Annotated in this window: 14 protein-coding genes; 13 read left to right on the top strand and 1 reads right to left on the bottom strand. The window is 47.2% G+C overall.

Annotated features, from left to right (window positions below; translation table 11 throughout):
• Positions 1–348: 348 nt before the first annotated feature.
• From C3Y98_RS02865 to C3Y98_RS02810, 12 genes are all read left to right on the top strand, one after another.
• Positions 349–729 (top strand): hypothetical protein, encoded by a 381-nt coding sequence (locus tag C3Y98_RS02865; RefSeq protein WP_135276607.1) that lies wholly within the window; start codon positions 349–351, stop codon positions 727–729.
• A 13-nt stretch (positions 730–742) separates the two neighbouring features.
• Positions 743–1297 (top strand): hypothetical protein, encoded by a 555-nt coding sequence (locus C3Y98_RS02860; RefSeq protein ID WP_135276606.1) that lies wholly within the window; start codon positions 743–745, stop codon positions 1295–1297.
• A gap of 23 nt (positions 1298–1320) precedes the next feature.
• Positions 1321–1947 (top strand): hypothetical protein, encoded by a 627-nt coding sequence (locus C3Y98_RS02855; protein ID WP_135276605.1) that lies wholly within the window; start codon positions 1321–1323, stop codon positions 1945–1947.
• 37 nt (positions 1948–1984) lie between these two features.
• Positions 1985–3163: a hypothetical protein gene (locus C3Y98_RS02850; RefSeq protein WP_135276604.1), complete on the top strand. Its 1179-nt coding sequence runs from the start codon at positions 1985–1987 to the stop codon at positions 3161–3163.
• A gap of 135 nt (positions 3164–3298) precedes the next feature.
• Positions 3299–4042: a C39 family peptidase gene (locus C3Y98_RS02845; protein ID WP_135276603.1), complete on the top strand. Its 744-nt coding sequence runs from the start codon at positions 3299–3301 to the stop codon at positions 4040–4042.
• Between the two features lie 139 nt (positions 4043–4181).
• Entirely contained in the window at positions 4182–5057 is an 876-nt protein-coding gene (locus tag C3Y98_RS02840; RefSeq protein ID WP_135276602.1) for a hypothetical protein, read from the top strand.
• A 564-nt stretch (positions 5058–5621) separates the two neighbouring features.
• Positions 5622–7049, top strand: a complete 1428-nt coding sequence (locus tag C3Y98_RS02835; protein ID WP_135276601.1) for an ArnT family glycosyltransferase — start codon at positions 5622–5624, stop codon at positions 7047–7049.
• A gap of 446 nt (positions 7050–7495) precedes the next feature.
• A complete protein-coding gene (locus tag C3Y98_RS02830) occupies positions 7496–7894 on the top strand; it encodes a hypothetical protein (RefSeq protein ID WP_135276600.1) in 399 nt (132 codons plus the stop codon).
• A gap of 142 nt (positions 7895–8036) precedes the next feature.
• The gene (locus C3Y98_RS02825; protein WP_135276599.1) at positions 8037–9317 is read left to right on the top strand and encodes a TolC family protein; all 1281 of its coding nucleotides are present in this window, start codon (positions 8037–8039) and stop codon (positions 9315–9317) included.
• Complete coding sequence (locus C3Y98_RS02820; RefSeq protein WP_135276598.1) at positions 9317–10492, top strand: efflux RND transporter periplasmic adaptor subunit; 1176 nt, start codon at positions 9317–9319, stop codon at positions 10490–10492. Before C3Y98_RS02825 ends, C3Y98_RS02820 begins: the two co-directional genes overlap by 1 nt.
• A 3-nt stretch (positions 10493–10495) precedes the next feature.
• Positions 10496–13597, top strand: a complete 3102-nt coding sequence (locus C3Y98_RS02815) for an efflux RND transporter permease subunit (protein WP_135276597.1) — start codon at positions 10496–10498, stop codon at positions 13595–13597.
• A 24-nt stretch (positions 13598–13621) separates the two neighbouring features.
• Positions 13622–13957, top strand: a complete 336-nt coding sequence (locus C3Y98_RS02810; protein ID WP_135276596.1) for a P-II family nitrogen regulator — start codon at positions 13622–13624, stop codon at positions 13955–13957.
• A gap of 123 nt (positions 13958–14080) precedes the next feature.
• On the opposite strand, the gene C3Y98_RS02805 is transcribed toward C3Y98_RS02810, so the two are convergent.
• Positions 14081–16342 (bottom strand): primosomal protein N', encoded by a 2262-nt coding sequence (locus C3Y98_RS02805; protein ID WP_135276595.1) that lies wholly within the window; start codon positions 16340–16342, stop codon positions 14081–14083.
• Between the two features lie 286 nt (positions 16343–16628).
• Here C3Y98_RS02805 and argS point away from each other — a divergent pair, with 286 nt between their 5' ends.
• Positions 16629–18287 (top strand): arginine--tRNA ligase, encoded by a 1659-nt coding sequence (gene argS / locus C3Y98_RS02800; protein WP_135276594.1) that lies wholly within the window; start codon positions 16629–16631, stop codon positions 18285–18287.
• Positions 18288–18292 lie beyond the last annotated feature (5 nt).

Raw genomic sequence — 18292 nt, 5'->3', positions numbered from 1 at the left:
AATTATTTAGCTTTCTACGATGTAACTTCCCTGTTTTTAACTCACCCACACTTGCTTAAACATCTAAAATCAACCCTCAATCTGACTTGTTACCCTTTTAAAATATCACTGTTGCAGTTTTGATACACTTTTTAAGAATTAATTTATCATTTAAATTCAATAAGATACAAAAATACCACGCAATATCTGTCACAAGTTCAGTACACATAGCACCTGTCTACGATTTACCAGTCATAACAAATATTCAATATAAACAACAAGTTACCAAATTGGCATAACGATTGCTATACATATCCCAACGATTCGATGCTCAAGATTCTTGCATCGACAAGTTGAGAGGTAGTCAATATGTACTGGGTATCAAAGCGACTAAGCAACGATGAGGGTCAACACCAAAATCACTACCCGTATTGCATTGACATCATCAGACTAGTGCTAGTGATTGCTGTGCTTTGTAGCTCAAGTTTGGCGTTTGCTGGCACTTTTACGGATGCTACGGAGGTGATTTCCGAACCCGATGCATTTAATGTGCTGGGCGATGATGCCGCGATGATGAATGACACAGATTTATCATTGATTAACGGTAAAGGTGCAGAGGCTAGTGCTTTAGAAGGCGATTCAAAATTAGCGATTATTCTTTGGGATGAAGGCAGGCAGGGTAACAAGGGAAGCACCAATCATGCAATGAGTAGTCCCCCTGTGATTACGTTAACTGTCATTCAAAAATAAAGGGATTCATGTTATGCACAACAAGCACTTACAAATAGCAGAGCAAGTAACCATTGCTACGCTACTTTTAAGCTCGGCTTTGTCAGGCCTTGTTGTTTTAGGTTTATTAATTGTGCCGAGCACAACAGCGTTGGCTGCAGACGGCATAGTGGTACTGCAGCGCGAAGTACCGGCACGCCCCGCCATTCGTGACGGCGAGCCTGGTCGCGCAGTCACCATCGACACCTCTCCGGATGACAAGGTAAAAGCCGCTGTCGCGCAAAACGTTGGCATTAAGCCTATTGAATTAGATGATACCGAGTTCTCGGCGATTTCTACCAACACGCCAGCATCATTAAGAGCCAGCCCTGAGACAAACAAATTGTCCGGTGCGGTGTTGGATAGCTATGGCCTAAACAACAATAGCCATCCTGCACAATCCGCCACCTCGACGCTATCTGGCACCATAGGCGGCGCAGTGGGTGGTGCAGTTGGCGGTTTGTCAGGCCAGATTAACGCTGGGATCAATGGCACCAGCAATGCACTAAACGGCATGACCGGCGCCATTATGCGCAGTAGTGGCCAGTAAGAAAAGAGCATGAGGAAACCATCATGAACTCAAAAATCTTAGTCATAGTATTAATAATCCCGCTATCTGGGCTGCATAGCCCGTTTGCTATGGCGCAGGATAACTTGCCGGATATTCCCGGCTACGTTACACAGAGCATTATCGATAGCAATGTATTAAGCCATGTGCGTGGCCGCTTTGCTGTCAACATGACAGCAGGCGACGCCAACACTCAAGCAAATGCCGCAGCCATCGCGCTTGGCACACAAGACGGCCCCGCGATTGGGCTCATTAATGGCATGCAAGTCACAAACTCACAGCAAGCTAATTTACCAGACATCGCGATTGCTACTATCGGCAGCCAAGCCTTTGCATATAGCTCAGGTTTGATTTCGGTGAACCAATCTAGCGGTGTAGGGAATGCACAAGCGAACGGCGCAGCCTTCGCCATGGGATTTGAAGAAGTGGTAGCAGAAAGCGTACTCTCTGCCACTACTTCAAACGCAGTACCGATTGACGCAGAAAACAGCAAGCGACACCAAACAGTATCGATTGATGATACTGCGTTTCACGGTGCACACGGGCTAGTTCAAGTTAATCAATCGGCAGGGTCGGGCAATAGTACGGCCAACAACTTTGCGCTCCAAGTGCAATTGGGCGCAAAGCCGTAATTTCCAGTTTTTTACCAACAGCAATTAGGAGAATAACATGAGATTGTCTTTTGAAAAAAAATCCATCGCGTTGGCAGTGGCCGCTTTGCTCACTTCGCCAGCAGTATTTGCTAACGATAATGATCGCGGTCGAGGCCACGATGATGTCAAAATCAAAAAAGAAATTAGCCTAGAACAGGATGTAGAAATTGAAGGCAGGGTGCGGGTGAATGGCACGATTACACTTGACGCCAGCTCTGCAGCAATCGTTAATGACAAACAAATTAACGGTGACAACAGTGTGACCAATAATGAGTCGACCAACACTGCTACTGTAAACGGCAATGCACTCAACAACGCTAGTGGCAACATAGGCCTTAACGTCACCGCCGGCGATAACAACCAACAAGCTAACGCAGCTGCATTTTCTGCAGCAGATGCCAGCTTTGTGTTTGGCTCATCTGATGCAGAGGTATTTGCTACCCAAGCTGTCGTTAGCAACAACGTCACCAACCTAGGCCAAACCAACGCAGCAGCACTTGGCGGCGACGCACTTGCCAATGCCAGTGGTAACATTGGGGTTAATATTTCTGCTGGTAATAATAATCAGCAAAAAAATGACCTTGCAGCATCTGTAGCTGTCGCTCGCATGGCCACAGCTACTGTTCAGGTAACTCAAATGAACGGCCATAACACAACTTCTAACGACCCTATTCATAAAGAAGAAGTGCAAAATTTGGCTGTCAACCTAGCACTTAGCGCAACTGGTGGTTACACTGGTTATGGTAGTGGCACCTATTCTGGTAGCGCATCTGGGACTACCTCTGGTACATCTGATCAAATTGGCGATGTGTACCCAGATATGTGGACAGGTAACACTCACCCTAATGGTAGCCAAACTGGTCACTTTGATCTAGACACACAAACGCAAGGTGGTAGTGATCTTAATGATGACGGTGGTGCGCTTGCATTTGGCAACAATGGCACATACTCAGGTAGCGAAGGCGGTAGTCTAGGATTCTATGAATCTGGCTCACAGTCTCTATCTGGTAGCGTGACTGGTTATATTCCAGTGGTTGTAGCGACTAACCTAGCAACAACAAATACATCAACCCTAGGTGATAACGCACTGATGAACGCTTCTGGCAATATTGGCGTGAACATCGCATCAGGTACCAATAACCAGCAATATAACGGCCTCGCAATCTCTGCCACACACGCGGGCAGTGGTGAGTAAAGGTGCTTAGATAGCACAACTATCGTGCACAGATAGCCCACAAGGCCATCTCGCAGGTCCCCGCTGGTTTTTCCGGTGGGGACTTCGCTACTTCTTACCGCTCGCACCACGATGTGTTACGAAAAGAGAATTGCGATGTTACCTACCCATCAGATTCATCCATCAATACGTGTACTCACGATGACGGTCGTGATGCATATAAGCGTCAACATTTCGTCTGCATTGATGCAGCCAGCCATGGCAGCCGATATTAGATTTGGCGGCATAGTGCCGGGTATGGGCGTGATTCAAAAAAATATGAATAGCATGCGTGAGCTAAAGTTTACAGATATGGTGCCTCAGCACACTGACTTTAGCTGCGGTGCGGCTGCATTAGCAACTATATTAAATTATGCGTACAACAAAAATCTCACTGAGGAAGATGTGATTGAAGGTTTATTAGAAGTAAGTGACTCAGAAATAGTGCGTCAAAAAGGGTTCTCTCTCTTAGATATTAAAAACTATACGCAGAGCATAGGTTTTCGTGGGCGTGGCTATAACGTCAATCCTGCAACCTTAGAGAAAGTAACGATTCCAACCATTGTTTTGCTTAATTACAAAGGCTACAAACACTTTGTAGTGCTTAAGAAATCCACCGCAGAGAAAGTCTACATTGCAGACCCTGCGCTTGGTAACCGCATTATGAAACGGGCTGAGTTTGATGCCAACTGGAATGGCATTGTATTTGCTGTTATCGGACAAGATTTTGACCGTGAATCCATCTTACTCAGACCTAAAGAACAATTAACAGCTAAAACCTTAACTGATTCATTTCACCCTTTAACAGACGCGGAGCTATTTGATTTTGGCTTTGTGCGTTCAGATATGCTGGGGTTATAAAAACTAAGTAAGCAAGCACTCACATAACGGAATTAATGAAGATAGCAGTTCGTTTACAAGCACTCAATAGCAATACATTTAAGCACAGCATGAATAACACTTAGAAAAATGTAGCTGAGGAGTTTAGGAGGTTTTAAAAATGAACATCTCTACAATGAATTCGATTCAACACGCTGGATATTTACATCAATTAAAGCTGGAGCCTGCGCATCAATCTGCTATCCGGCCAGCTCCCTCTAAAAGAATTGCATTCATATTAGCTGGTATTATCACTGTAAGTCCGGTAGCCAGCGCCGCTTTACCGCCAGATTTAGAAGTGTTTAATAGCATGCAAGAAGTTTCTGACAACGATTTAGGACATATGCGCGGTAAATTTGCTAGTAACAATCAGGTACTATATTTTGGCGTGGAAATGATTAGCCAATGGGAAACATCTACAGGCAGCGTCATTACTGCTGGTGCCAACCTCAATATAGATTTTAGATCCAACACACCTTCCGTACACTATGCGCCCACGGTCAGCATAGAACAATCACAAAACACGATAACCACTCAACAAACGGATGGGAGCAATAATGTAAGCGGTGGGGCTGGCTTAACCAATATCAGCGGAGTATCACAAACCATACAAGTCGCTGGCGCCTCTAACAGCATTCATAATGGCATCGACATGCAAGTAGAACTAACATCGTCTAACCAAAGTGGCTCTATCGCTAATGCCGTAGGTGGTCAAGCGGGGTTAGTGTCAGCTACTGCAAGCGACGGAACAGTCGCCACAGTCACGCTGTCGCACAACAGTGTTGGTGTAAATGTGATGGTGCCTGGGCAAGGACAGATTCTGCAGGAGATTCGAAATCAAGGCATGTTCCAAGCTGCACGGATTGGCGGTGACCTTAATCAGATTCATAACGCAATTACCATGCATATTGGTTTAAATGCAGCAACAGGGATCGATAGTACTAGCGCTTTTGCAGCAATACAAAGCTTAAAGAGCCTGCCTAGGAACAGTTTTTAAGTTATATCTAGTTGGTCATACAGACTAGCCTTAGGGATAAGAGGTGTGTAAAAGATGCGCTTGTGATAAAAGTCTAATGCCAAGGTACTGCCTGCGATTAAAGCATCGCTCGCCCCACGGGCACGAAGCAATGGTTATCCATCATCATGAGCGCATCTTCCACACACCTCTGTTACCTTGTGATTTAGGCGTGATTGAAGTGTGAGAACTCCTAAGGGTTTACATCACCAGTAACCGTCTCATCTTGGCTGCAGCTCATTATTGATTCATTAGTTACGCATGCCATGAAAACGACTCTTTAGTGACATGCTCTGCCGAATTAAAATGAATTTTCTCGACTAAAGCTCAATATCCATACCACCTTTATTGCAGACTATACGTCAACCTCACTTGTATAAATCCTGCAAAATATGTATTAATTTAGGCGTTCATACTATTCGATAGCCAACCAGTGTTCCAATAACACATTGATTAATATCAAACAGTATCGCATCAACCTGACAATGGCATGGCTTTTGCCTTATTATCTCGATTAAGCCAATAAAGGCGTAGGTTAAAAACAGCATGTCGCGCACTCAAACAAAAGCTTTTCTCTATTTCACTGCATTAATTTTATTTGTCATTACGCTACGCATCATATTGATGACGAGCATGCCCTTACTCGACACCACTGAAGCACGCTATGGCGAGCTAGCGCGCGTGACCGCAACCGGCCACTACTGGTTGATGCCTCACATGTCGGCAAGCCAGCCTTTTTTCGCTAAACCACCGCTAGCCACATGGTTTGCAGCCTCCAGCTGGCTGGCATTTGGTCACAACGAGTTTGCGCTCCGGTTACCTTCCTTACTACTGGTGCTGCTATCATGCCTGGCGCTTTTATATGGCGCGCAAAGCCTTAAGATGACACGTCAGCAATGGCTATTGGCCTCTTTTGTAATGCTAACTGCGCCGATCGGTTTTATCAGCGCTGGCGCGGTGATGACCGATGCGACCCAACTTGCCGTCGTTACCTGGGCCATGGTCCTTTTATGGCGACTGCAGACATGTGCTGAGCCATCAACGCTGGATCAATATGGCTTATGGGCAGTACTGGGCATAGGCGCCATTGCTAAGGGGCTGGCTACCTGGGTGCTGATTGGGTTACCAGTTTTGTTATTTTGGGCCTGCTCGTCGCGTGCAATCATCTATCAACACATCAAAAAAATATGGTTTTGGCCGGGCATTTTGCTCTTTATTGGCTTAGTCTTGGCCTGGTATATTCCAGCAGAAATTTATTACCCCGGCTTTCTGAAATATTTCATTATTGGTGAACATTTTCAGCGCTTTTTAGAGCCTGGCTGGAAAGGAGACATGTATGGCATAGCTCACCGCCAGGCGATAGGCATGGTCTGGGTGTATTGGGCAGTATCTATTGCCATCTGGTTGCCGATATTTATTCACGGTATCGTTAAAGATAAGCCGCTCATCAACGCCAGCCTAGACACACAAACGAAATGGCTATGGGCATGGGTGCTAGCGCCATTGCTGTTTTTTACGCTCTCGCGCAATATCATATGGACATATACCTTAACGGCTTTGCCAGCTTTTGCGCTATTAACTGCCAATTTTTGGCCAACATTAAGTAGCCGCTTTAAAAAAGCGATGCAAGTGCTGATCGCAGCCTGGCTCATTTTGGCCACAGTGGCTAGCCTGATATGGATTCCGCAACAGGCTGAAAACAGATCAGCTCGCAAGCTGATACAGCAGGCACAAAGCGACTATCCAAACCTTCCGCTGTATGCTTATAGTTCTGATGAATTCTCCGTGAGCTACTATACTAAGGGAAATGTTCATGTAGTCGATGATTACAACGCTGTCATTACATTACTGCAACAGCCAGATAAACTGCTGATTACCAGCAAAAAACTCGCCCCGCAGCTAGCAGCAAAAGAGCAGGCTGCCATCATTGGTAGCAATAACTACCATGCGCTATTAATGACAAGACACCAGTAACCCCTTGTCTGCAGGCCAATTTGAAGCAAGGGTGAGCAGATTTAGTCATCTTCTATAAATCACGGAACCATCGCAACAAACGCATTGTCTCACCATAGCATCTGGATAAAAACAACCGCGGAGAATGGTGAGACAGATGAGTTTGTGGCGAGACCCCGCCTAAGCTGATTTGGGAGTCGCGCGGTTTTAAGCACAAGCTGGCAGAGCAATGCGAGTGATACGCTTATGGTAAAGTCTAATGTCAAGGACACGACGTGCAGGACACGTTCCATGGGCATGAAACAATGGTTATCCATCATCATTGGCGCTTCACTTGCATTGCTCTGTTAGTTTGTCTGGGTACGCAAACCAGCTGCAGCAGGCATCAATACATTAGGAAGCATATTGATAGATAGAACTCGAGTAACTTGTATAATCATTTCAAATTTGACTAAATCCTATCCGCAATGGACAATAGACAAACTGTATTACCGATTATTAGCATTTCCAATTACTTAAAGTACGCTTCCAAATCAACGCTATATTCAATGCTCTATAAATTGCTATCAATAAAATCAATCGCACGGCTGATTTCGATTATCGGAATATTGACGGCGCTTGCTGCGATTACGCAGTTGAATATGGATTTATACGAAAATAAAGTCATTGAAAAAGCGCAGCTTTCAGCAACACAACCCGATAAAGATAGCAACCGCGACTTAAGCGACACTATTGTCGACATCATTCCTCGCTCCACCTACATGTATAGCACGTACATCATGCTGCACCATGATTATGCAAGTTATCAGGAGCCTACATTGCTCCTGTATCTAAGACCCCCCCTCCAAAGCCACTCTTTGGCTTAACTCTTGCTTGCCAATCATTTGAGATTGGCATTTGCACAGAACCCTCACGCTCAACTAGCGCATAAAGCGATAGGCTGTATATGGCCTACAGCAGGCTTGCGCTGATTGTTGCGCTTACTTCCATCACAAAGGAAAAGAATTCATGCCTGCATTTGGTGCAAATTCAGGGGCAACGTCGCCCCGAACGATAGCTTTAACATTTATTTTATTGGGAGGTATGGTTGCCAGCTTCACAGCAACAGCCGCACCCAATTACTCCATTAGTCAAATCATTAGCATTGCTGCGGAACAAAACCCACTGCTTAATATTTACAAAGCGCGCGAAGATGCAGCTTCGGCGTCAGTCATCACTGCTAAAACCTATGCAAACCCGGAAATTGAACTGCTTGGCGGACCTACGCGTTACAGAACCCCGGGCGGACAAGGCTCCAGCGGAAATTGGGTCGTCGGAATATCTCAACCCTTGGACTACCCTAGTGTGCGCAATGCCAAAATCAATGTGGCAGAACACAACATCGCGGTCGCATCACTTAGCACTGAAGTAACCAAACGCGAGCTAATCACGCGCGTTAAAAGTGCTTTTTATGATGTATTGCAACGCGAGGCTTTTCTTAGCCTGACCGAAGCGGACTATAAATTATTAAAAGACATTCGTGACCGTGTGAAACTACGGGTTGAAGTAGGAGAATCCCCCAAATATGAACTGATTAAAGCCAACACAGAAGCGCTGGCTGCAGAACGTGACTATCAGTCGGCCAAAACACGTGTGGTGGAAGGTAAAGCTTATCTAAGAGGCTTAGTCAGCGCCGCCATTCCTGAAGACTACAGCTTGACCGGCGAACTCCCGATTGCAAGCAGCCTGCCGCAAATTGATACTTTGCGTGAACAAATGAGCGACTCACCGCAGCTCAAACAAATTCGTGCTGCCATCAAAACTTCTGAAGCCAATTTACGCTTACAGGATGCGCTACGTAATCCGGGGCTAAGCCTGAAAGCTGGGGTCGAGCAGGATCCTGATTTACGCCAATTCCGCATCGGGGTGGCGATTCCTATCCCAGTTTGGGACAAACGCAGCGGCCCGATTGCGCACGCAGCAGCAGAGCTGAGAGAGGCGCAAGCGGTACTGAGTGACCGCGAACTCACCATTCAACGGGATATAGAGTCAGCGTATCAGCGCTACCTCATCGCGCAGCAGCAAGTGTCCGCTTTTGAAGATGGCCTGCTTGAGCAGGCCGAATCTGTACTTAAAGTTGCTGAAGCCGCTTATCGCTTTGGCGAGCGCGGCATTCTGGATTATCTAGATGCACAACGTACTAAACGCGCAGTGAAAAAAGACTACTTATCTGCACGCTACGAATATATAAACGCCATGCTAACAATAGAACGTTTGCTTGGTTATGAACTTTTGGAGGTTAAACCATAATGACTGCTCAACCCATTACTACCCATCACTTCTTTAGCAAAAACCTGCTGCTGGCTTTTTGCATGGTTGGCATCATGTTAACCGGCTGTTCCTCAAAAGAAGAGGTCGCTCCAGCTAAAGCAAAAACCAAAGATGTAGATATCGTTGAAATTACCAATCAGCTCGCCAAGCAAGTGACCTTACATACCACAGGTAAAATTGAGATGCGCGATACCATGCGCCTGCCTGGCACTATACAGGTTGACGAGCAGCGCATGGCGAGAATTGGCGCCTCAGTGACAGGCCGCGTGAAAGACATTGAAGCCACCTTAGGCCAAAAAGTCAATAACGGACAAGTACTAGCCACTTTAAACAGCACTGAGTTAGCGCAAAGCCAGCTGGTTTATATTAAAGCCGCGCAACAAATTGGCCTGCAAACCAAAGCGGTGAACCGCGCCAAACTACTGCAAGAAGCGGATGTGATCGGCTCTGCTGAACTGCAACGCAGAGAGGCAGAGTTAAGCGCAGCACAGGCAGATTTAAACGCTGCACGCGACCAATTGATAGTACTGGGCATGAGTGAGTCGGCCATAGATAAACTCTCTAAATCTGGCCAGATTCATTCTTACAGCAATGTAGTGTCACGCATCAGCGGTAACGTGATTAGCCGTAAGGTTAACCTCGGACAAGTGGTCCAACCAGCCGAAGAGCTGTTTATCATTGCCGATCTATCGCATGTATGGGTAGTAGCAGAAGTGCCTGAGCAGCAAATCGATCTGATTCAAATTGGTGAAGAAGTATTGGTAGAGATTCCAGCCTTACATAACAAGCAATACACCGCAAAACTGATTTACGAAGGTGACGTAGTCAACCCGGAAACAAGAACAGTGACCGTGCGTTGTGACATTGATAACTCTGATCATGAAATCAAGCCGGATATGCTGGTCTCCATGATGATTAAATCTAGCCCAACATCCAAAGTAGCCTTGCCACTACAGAGCATCGTACGCGAAAACGACAAAACCTATGTTTACGTGCAGCTAGCGCCAAATAAATTCCGCCTGCGCGAAGTGGAGCTAGGGCCAGAGTACATGGACATGGTGACCATCACCAATGGCATATCTGAAGGCGAAGTGGTCGTCAACGACGGCGCGTTCCATGTGAATAACGAACGTAAAATTAAAGAATTGGAGTAAGGCATGATTGAATCTCTGATTCGCTCGGCGCTCAAGCAGCGCCTTATCGTGCTGGTCATCGCCGTCGCGCTGATGATGGCCGGTGTGTTTGCATTACAAAAGCTATCCGTGGATGCATTTCCGGATGTAACCAACGTACAAGTACAAATTGCCACCCAAGCCACCGGCAAGTCACCGGAAGAAGTGGAGCGCTTTATCACCGTGCCGTTAGAAATTGGCATGACAGGCTTACCGGGCCTCACCGAGATGCGCTCTCTCAACCGCAATGGCTTATCGTTGATTACCTTGGTATTTACGGACAATACTGATGTTTATTTCGCACGTCAGCTGGTGATGGAGCGACTAATGGAGGTGATGGATAAAATGCCGCAAGGCGTTACCCCCATTTTAGGGCCAGTGGCCACAGGCTTGGGCGAAATTTACCAGTACACGCTGGATAACCCGGCGGATGGCGAAACCGAACTAAGTGTAGAAGAACTGACGGAAAGACGCTCGATTCAGGACTGGATCGTGCGCCCATTGCTACGCGGCATTCCTGGGGTGGCAGAAATCAACTCTCAGGGTGGGTATGTCAAGCAGTACCAAGCATTGGTTAATCCAGACAGGATGAACCACTATGGCCTGAAACTACAGGACATCTACTCCGCCTTAGCCAAAAATAACGCAAACAGCGGCGGCGGCGTGTTGCCGCAATTTGCAGAGCAGTATCTGATTCGCGGCGTGGGTTTAATCGAAAGCTTAGACGACATTCGCAATATCGTACTAAAAGAGCAGAGCGGTGTGCCGGTATTTATGCGCGATGTGGCAGAAGTGAAATTAGGCCATGAGGTACGCGTGGGTGCTGTGATGAAAAATGGCTACACCGAATCTGTAGGCGGCATTGTGATTATGATGCGTGGCGGAAACGCCAAAGAAGTAGTCAGCCGCGTTAAGGAACGTGTAGAAGAAATTAACGCCAAAGGCATGCTGCCACATGGTTTGCAGATTGTGCCTTACTATGACCGTAGCGAACTGGTGGATGCTGCACTGTTTACCGTCAGCAAGGTGCTGGTGGAAGGCATTATTTTAGTGGTGTTGATTCTGTTCCTGTTCTTGGGGGATGTGCGCTCTAGTGTGATTGTGGTGGCTACCTTGATTTTGACGCCACTCATCACCTTTATGGCCATGAATCATTACGATATTTCTGCCAACCTGATGTCGCTTGGCGGCCTAGCCATTGCGATTGGTCTGATGGTCGATGGCTCGGTAGTGGTGGTGGAAAACGCCTTCCACCATCTGGGGCATCGTCAAGGTGAAAGTAAAATCCGGGTCGTGTTAGAAGCTGCATCAGAGGTGGCGACACCGGTACTGTTTGGTGTGGGCATTATCATCTTGGTGTTTTTACCGTTGATGACCTTGCAAGGCATGGAAGGTAAGATGTTTGCACCATTAGCACTCACCATTGCTATTGCGCTGTTTGTGTCTTTGATTATTTCGTTAACACTATCGCCGGTACTTTGCTCGTATATTCTGAAAGGCGGCTCTGGCGAAGATACAAAATTTATCCAATTTATCAAAAAACCTTACCTCAAGATGTTGAACTGGGTACTGGTAAACGATAAAAAAACCATTGCTGGCGCAACTGGGGTATTTATTGCGGCGCTGTTGGTAGTGCCATTGCTGGGTACCTCATTTATTCCAGAAATGAAAGAAGGCTCTATCGTGCCTGGCATTAACCGCGTGCCAAATATTTCACTTGAAGAATCCATCAAGATGGAAAATGAAGCGATGCGCTTAATCATGGAGAAAGTGCCTGGGGTAAAATCTGCCATGTCAGGTATCGGCCGCGGTGAAAGCCCGGCAGACCCACAAGCGCAAAATGAATCTACCCCTATCATCAGCCTCAAGCCGCGCAATGAGTGGCCAGAGGGTTGGACGCAAGATGACATCGCGGACAAAATGACCGAGGTGCTGACAGAAGGCCTGCCCGGTGTGCAAATCGTGATGGCGCAGCCTATTTCAGATCGGGTAGATGAGTTGCTCACCGGTGTGCGCTCTGATGTTGCAGTCAAGATATTTGGCGACGATATGGGCAAACTCAAAAGCAAAGCTGAGGAGATTGTTAAAATCGCCGGTGCCATTCCTGGTGCGGTAGATTTACGTGTAGAGAAAATATCCGGGCAGCAATATCTGAATATCACGGTAAACCGCCAGGCCATTGCGCGCCAAGGCATTAATGCCTCAGATATTCATGACATTATTGAAACCGCGATAGGCGGCAAAATTGCCACCGACATCTACGAAGGACAACGCCGATTCTCAGCAGCGGTGCGGTTTCCGGATAGCTTTAGGAATAATGTAGAGTCTATCGGTAATATCTTAGTCACTTCACCTAACGGCTCGCGCGTCGCACTCCGAGATTTAGCTAAAATCGAAATCAAGGATGGTCCTGCGCAAATTAGCCGTGAGTTGGGTAAACGCCGCATCGTGGTAGCGATTAACGTGAAAGACCGCGACTTAGGCGGCTTTGTGGCTGAGCTGCAATCGGTACTGACAGACAAAGTGAAACTGCCGGACGGTTATTATCTGGAATATGGCGGTCAATTCCAAAACATGGAACGTGCGTTAAATCACTTGATGATTATCGTACCAGTGACAGTAGCCGCGATATTCTTCCTGCTATTCCTGCTCTTTAACTCGATTCGATTTGCTACCATGATCATTATGATCTTGCCATTTGCCTCAATTGGCGGCATTTTTGCGCTACTGGTGACTGGCGAATATCTATCCGTACCGGCGTCTGTCGGGTTTATTGCACTATGGGGTATTGCCGTGCTCAATGGGGTGGTACTGGTATCTTATATCCGCTCATTGCGTGATGAGGGCAAAGGTCAGATGGAAGCGATTATTGAAGGTTGTCAGCAACGATTTAGGCCGGTCATGATGACCGCCACCGTGGCGATGCTGGCATTGGTGCCATTCTTGTTTGCCACCGGCCCAGGCTCAGAAATACAGCGTCCGTTGGCGATTGTAGTGATTGGTGGGCTAATTAGCTCAACGCTACTGACATTAGTGGTACTGCCCACGCTATACCGCATCTTTGAAGAGTCAAAAATTGAAGCTTAACCAGTCGTTGAAAGGGATTGTTTAATGAAAGAAATTAGAGCAGTGATACAACCGCATCGTTTAGCAAAAATTCGCTCATCCCTGCGCAACATCAAGGGCTTTCCGGGCATGACGGTGAGCAAAGTGGATGGCTGCGGCCATCATTTGGCAAAACCAGCCCAAGGCATACGGGAAGAGCTAACGGACTACAGCCCCAAAGTGATGATTATCATGGTGGTGAGTGACGACTTGCTCGAAGGCATTTTGCAAACCATTGTAGAAATCGGCCATACCGGCCAAGTAGGTGACGGCATTGTTTGGGTCACACCAGTAGAACGCTTTATCCGCCTCTCTGAGCAAATTAATGTTGTAGATTGTTAAATTAAAGCGGCATAACCCGCAGTACCGCACAATCATCTATGTCTGCTTGTGATTTGTTCGCAGTCAATTAAGCGAATTAAGTACAAGTGGCATAGATGTTGTGTCCTACCCATGCAACATCCATCAAAACTCTAGGGGATTCACGTCCACGGCCCATCTCACTTTAGCCGCTATTGGTTCAGACCTTAATTGATATACTAATTGCGTCAACAGTTTTTGCAATGCCGGCCGTTGATGCGCATGCATCAAAATATAGCCACGTTCCATGCCCTTTAGACGCTCCATCTGTGGTCGCACTGGGTCATAAGTCACCACATGCTGACTCAACGCGCGCGCGCCTGTAAATGCCAACTGCAGAAATTGCTGTACTAGGGAAAAATCATGCGCCTCAGCACGCAGTAATGCGGTAAACACGTAAGGCGGAAACTGCACCTGTTCACGCTCCAACAACAAATCATTGGCATAGCTTGCGTAATCCTGACTGCGCAGCGCATTAAACAGTGCGTGATCTGGAAATGCCGTCTGAATAATCACTTGCCCAGCCTTATCGGCACGCCCGGCGCGGCCGGCCACTTGCATTAGTTGTGCAAACAAACGCTCACTCGCCCTAAAGTCCGGGCTGTGTAGCGCGCTATCTGTATCAATGACGCCTACTAGCGTTAAATTAGGGAAATCGTGCCCTTTCGCCAGCATTTGCGTACCCACTAAAATATCAATCTCCTGATTATGCACACGGTCTAATATCTCAACCAAAGCATGCTTACGGCTAATGCTGTCTCTATCCACACGCGCAATACGTGCTGTCGACAATAAGCTAGCGAGCGTCTGCTCCAAACGTTGTGTACCGTGACCAGTTGGGTGTAAATCGGCATCGCCACAGCTTGGGCATTGGTGCGGAATGCGCTGCTCATGGCCGCAGTGATGGCAGCGCAATTTTTTTTGCCCCAGATGCACGACCAAGCGGCTACTGCAGCGCGTGCACGGCGCAATCCAATGACATGCGGTACACAGTAATACTGGCGAATAACCACGACGATTGATAAATAATAGCGATTGTTCTTTGCGTTCCAGCCGCAGGCGTAATGCGGAAACCAGCTGCGGCGTCAGACCGTGCTGCAAGTTCACCTTGGTGGTATCAATACAATCAATTTTAGGGAGCTGGGCTGCACTCACCGCGCGCTGCTTTAATGTGAGCAAGCCATATTTATTAGTCTGGCTAGGCGTAGCGCTTACCCCCTGCACTTGGCTACCCATCGCGTTATACCAGCTTTCCAACGCCGGGGTGGCAGAGCCCATCACCACTGGAATATTCAGGCGTTTGGCACGTACTAAGGCAACATCACGCGCATGGTAGCGCATGCTATCTTGCTGCTTGTAAGAGCTGTCATGCTCTTCATCGATAAGAATCAGCTTGAGGTGAGGGATAGGCGTAAAAATTGAAAGACGCGTACCGATAATAATTTGTGCAGCGCCTGATTGCGCCAACTGCCAATTATGTAAGCGCTCACTCTCGCTCAGGCTACTATGTAAACTCACAAGATGATATTGTGGCAAGCGCGCTCTGAATCTGGCCTCCAGCTGTGGCGTCAGGTTAATTTCGGGCACCAGTACCAGTACTTGAGCGCTGTGCTGCGCAGCTCCATGCGCTTCCTGCTGTTGCAAAACGTGCTGCATTAAACGGATATATACCTCCGTTTTACCACTGCCGGTAATCCCGTGCAGCAGCCAAGCCTTAAAGGTTTGTACTTCTTGCGTAATGCTCGCCACCGCCGCCGCCTGCTCCGCATTGAGTGCGGGTTGCGGTGTTTCCAAAATCGCCGGCACACGCTTTACCGCCAGCACCTGCTCAGTGACAGCATAGCCTAAACTAACCAGCTCTTTTGCTGCCTTACGCGCACTGCCAGACAGCGCATCCAGCGCTGCTTCCGACTGCGCACCCTCGTTTTGCAGGGCTTGCAACACCATGCGCAGTACGCGCTGCCGCTTGGGCAAGGATTCCATATCGACTTGCTGGCCGGCCCCCGTGATTTGATAACAATATTGTTTACGTGCAACGGCTGGCGCCACTTGGCGTAAACGCGCAGGTAAAGCCGCCAGCAAGGCCTGTCCAAATGGATAGTGATAATAATCTGCGCTAAATTTAATCAAACTTAACACTTCTGCATCCAGCGGCACTTCATCACTAAATACCTGCGTGATAGGCTTAAGCTTCTCGATGGCAAACTCACTGCTATCTGCCAATGCCATCACGATACCAATTTGATTGCGACGCCCAAACGGCACTAATACCCGCTGGCCAACTTGTACGTGCTGACCCGCACTTAAATAATCAAATAAGCGCGCCAGCGGTACATCAAGTGCAATTTGTAAAATAGGTTTTGACAATGGTAATAACGCTACGGATTAAAAGTTTTTAAGCATAAAAATGGAGTAAAAGTTAAAGCCGCTTTAGATTAGGAAAATGAGTGAAAATTTGCCGTCTATTATGCGGCTTTTAGCACCAATTAAAATATTTAACCCCATCTTTATCTGCGACTTTTTCACCTAAATGCTGATTATCTCAAGCCCTTAGACGCACGTCGCCACCGTAACTTGATCACTTAGTGTTCTAAGCAATAATATATGCACCAATATGGGTTAAAATACCGTTTTTAGATTTTATGTAATTATTGTGAAAACACATCTTACCCAATTACTAACGACTGCCGCAAAAACGATTGCGCCAGAAATTACTGACCTAACGATTATATTAGAGCGCCCAAAATCAGCCGACCATGGCGATTTTGCCACAAATTTGGCCTTGGTTTTGGCTAAACCGCTAAAACAAAACCCGCGCGCGATCGCCACCCAGATTATTGAAGCATTACCAGCCAGCGAATATATCGCTAAAACTGAAATTGCAGGCGCCGGCTTTATTAACTTCTTTTTAAGCCCGCAATCCAAGCAGGTTGTGATTAAAGATATTCTCAACGCGGGTGCGCAATACGGCCGTAACAACAACGGCCAGCAGCAAAAAGTACAAGTAGAATTTGTATCCGCCAACCCAACCGGCCCACTGCACGTCGGTCATGGCCGCGGTGCCGCGGTAGGTGACTGCTTGGCACGTCTGTTGGATGCCAATGGCTGGGATGTCACTCGTGAGTTCTACTACAACGATGCCGGTGCACAAATCGACAACCTAACCATTTCTGTATTGGCGCGATGCAAAGGCATCTCTACCGAGCATGAGAGCTTTCCGGAGAATGGCTACCGTGGTGAATACATTAACGATATTGCTGCAGCATTCTTAGCCAAGCATACCGTGGTTGCCGACGACATTGAAGTCACCGCCAGTGGCGACATCAATGATTTAAATTCAATTCGCGCCTTTAGCGTGGCATATTTACGCCACGAGCAAGATTTAGACTTAAAAGCATTTCAAATTAAATTTGACGTATTTTCATTAGAAAGTGCGCTCTATACCACCGGTAAAGTGGAGCAAACGGTGCAAGCGCTGATTAAAAGCGGTCACACTTATGAAGAAAACGACGCACTATGGCTTAAAACCACAGACTTTGGTGATGACAAAGACCGCGTGATGCGTAAAACCGATGGCGGCTACACCTATTTTGTACCGGATGTGGCTTACCACACCGACAAATGGAACCGCGGTTTTGTACGTGTAATTAACGAGCAGGGCGCTGACCATCACAGCACCATCACCCGCGTACGCGCAGGCTTGCAGGCTCTAGATATCGGCATCCCTAAAGGCTGGCCAGATTACGTACTGCATCAAATGGTGACCGTGATGCGCGGTGGCGAAGAAGTTAAACTCTCTAAACGTGCTGGCAGCTATGTCACATTACGTGACTTAATTGAAGAAGTAGGCTGCGATGCAACGCGCTATTTCCTAGCCGCACGCCGTGCCGATTCACAATTGGTATTCGATATTGATTTAGCGCGTAGCCAAAGTAACGATAATCCGGTGTATTACATACAATATGCACATGCTCGGATTTGCAGCGTGCTCAGCCAATGGAGTGGTGACGCAAGCAGCCTTGCGCACGTTAACCTGAGCCCACTCACTACAGCGCATGAAACCGCGTTGATGCAGCGTTTAAGCGAGTACCCAGAAGTCGTAGCCAATGCAGCAACCGAGTTGGCACCGCATGTGGTAGCTAATTACCTAAAAGAATTAGCTAGCGACCTGCACAGCTACTACAACGAATATAAATTCTTAATCGAAGATGAACAGTTAAAACTCGCACGCTTAAGTTTAATTAGCGCTACCCAGCAAGTGCTTAAAAACGGCCTGGATTTACTGGGTGTCGCAGCTAAAGAAAGAATGTAAGGAAT

The sequence above is a fragment of the Methylotenera oryzisoli genome (genome assembly GCF_004661485.1).
Lineage (GTDB): Bacteria > Pseudomonadota > Gammaproteobacteria > Burkholderiales > Methylophilaceae > Methylotenera > Methylotenera oryzisoli.
Note: the sequence above shows the minus strand (reverse complement) of the source record. Positions and strands in the feature narration are given on the sequence as shown.

What these genes read in the sequence shown, in the direction of transcription:
- C3Y98_RS02865 (WP_135276607.1), top strand. Translation starts at nt 349, where the DNA reads ATGTACTGGGTATCAAAGCGACTAAGCAACGATGAGGGTCAACACCAA.
- C3Y98_RS02835 (WP_135276601.1), top strand. Translation starts at nt 5,622, where the DNA reads ATGTCGCGCACTCAAACAAAAGCTTTTCTCTATTTCACTGCATTAATT.
- C3Y98_RS02815 (WP_135276597.1), top strand. Translation starts at nt 10,496, where the DNA reads ATGATTGAATCTCTGATTCGCTCGGCGCTCAAGCAGCGCCTTATCGTG.
- C3Y98_RS02850 (WP_135276604.1), top strand. Translation starts at nt 1,985, where the DNA reads ATGAGATTGTCTTTTGAAAAAAAATCCATCGCGTTGGCAGTGGCCGCT.
- C3Y98_RS02830 (WP_135276600.1), top strand. Translation starts at nt 7,496, where the DNA reads ATGGACAATAGACAAACTGTATTACCGATTATTAGCATTTCCAATTAC.
- C3Y98_RS02840 (WP_135276602.1), top strand. Translation starts at nt 4,182, where the DNA reads ATGAACATCTCTACAATGAATTCGATTCAACACGCTGGATATTTACAT.
- C3Y98_RS02855 (WP_135276605.1), top strand. Translation starts at nt 1,321, where the DNA reads ATGAACTCAAAAATCTTAGTCATAGTATTAATAATCCCGCTATCTGGG.
- C3Y98_RS02810 (WP_135276596.1), top strand. Translation starts at nt 13,622, where the DNA reads ATGAAAGAAATTAGAGCAGTGATACAACCGCATCGTTTAGCAAAAATT.
- C3Y98_RS02860 (WP_135276606.1), top strand. Translation starts at nt 743, where the DNA reads ATGCACAACAAGCACTTACAAATAGCAGAGCAAGTAACCATTGCTACG.
- C3Y98_RS02820 (WP_135276598.1), top strand. Translation starts at nt 9,317, where the DNA reads ATGACTGCTCAACCCATTACTACCCATCACTTCTTTAGCAAAAACCTG.
- C3Y98_RS02825 (WP_135276599.1), top strand. Translation starts at nt 8,037, where the DNA reads ATGCCTGCATTTGGTGCAAATTCAGGGGCAACGTCGCCCCGAACGATA.
- C3Y98_RS02845 (WP_135276603.1), top strand. Translation starts at nt 3,299, where the DNA reads ATGTTACCTACCCATCAGATTCATCCATCAATACGTGTACTCACGATG.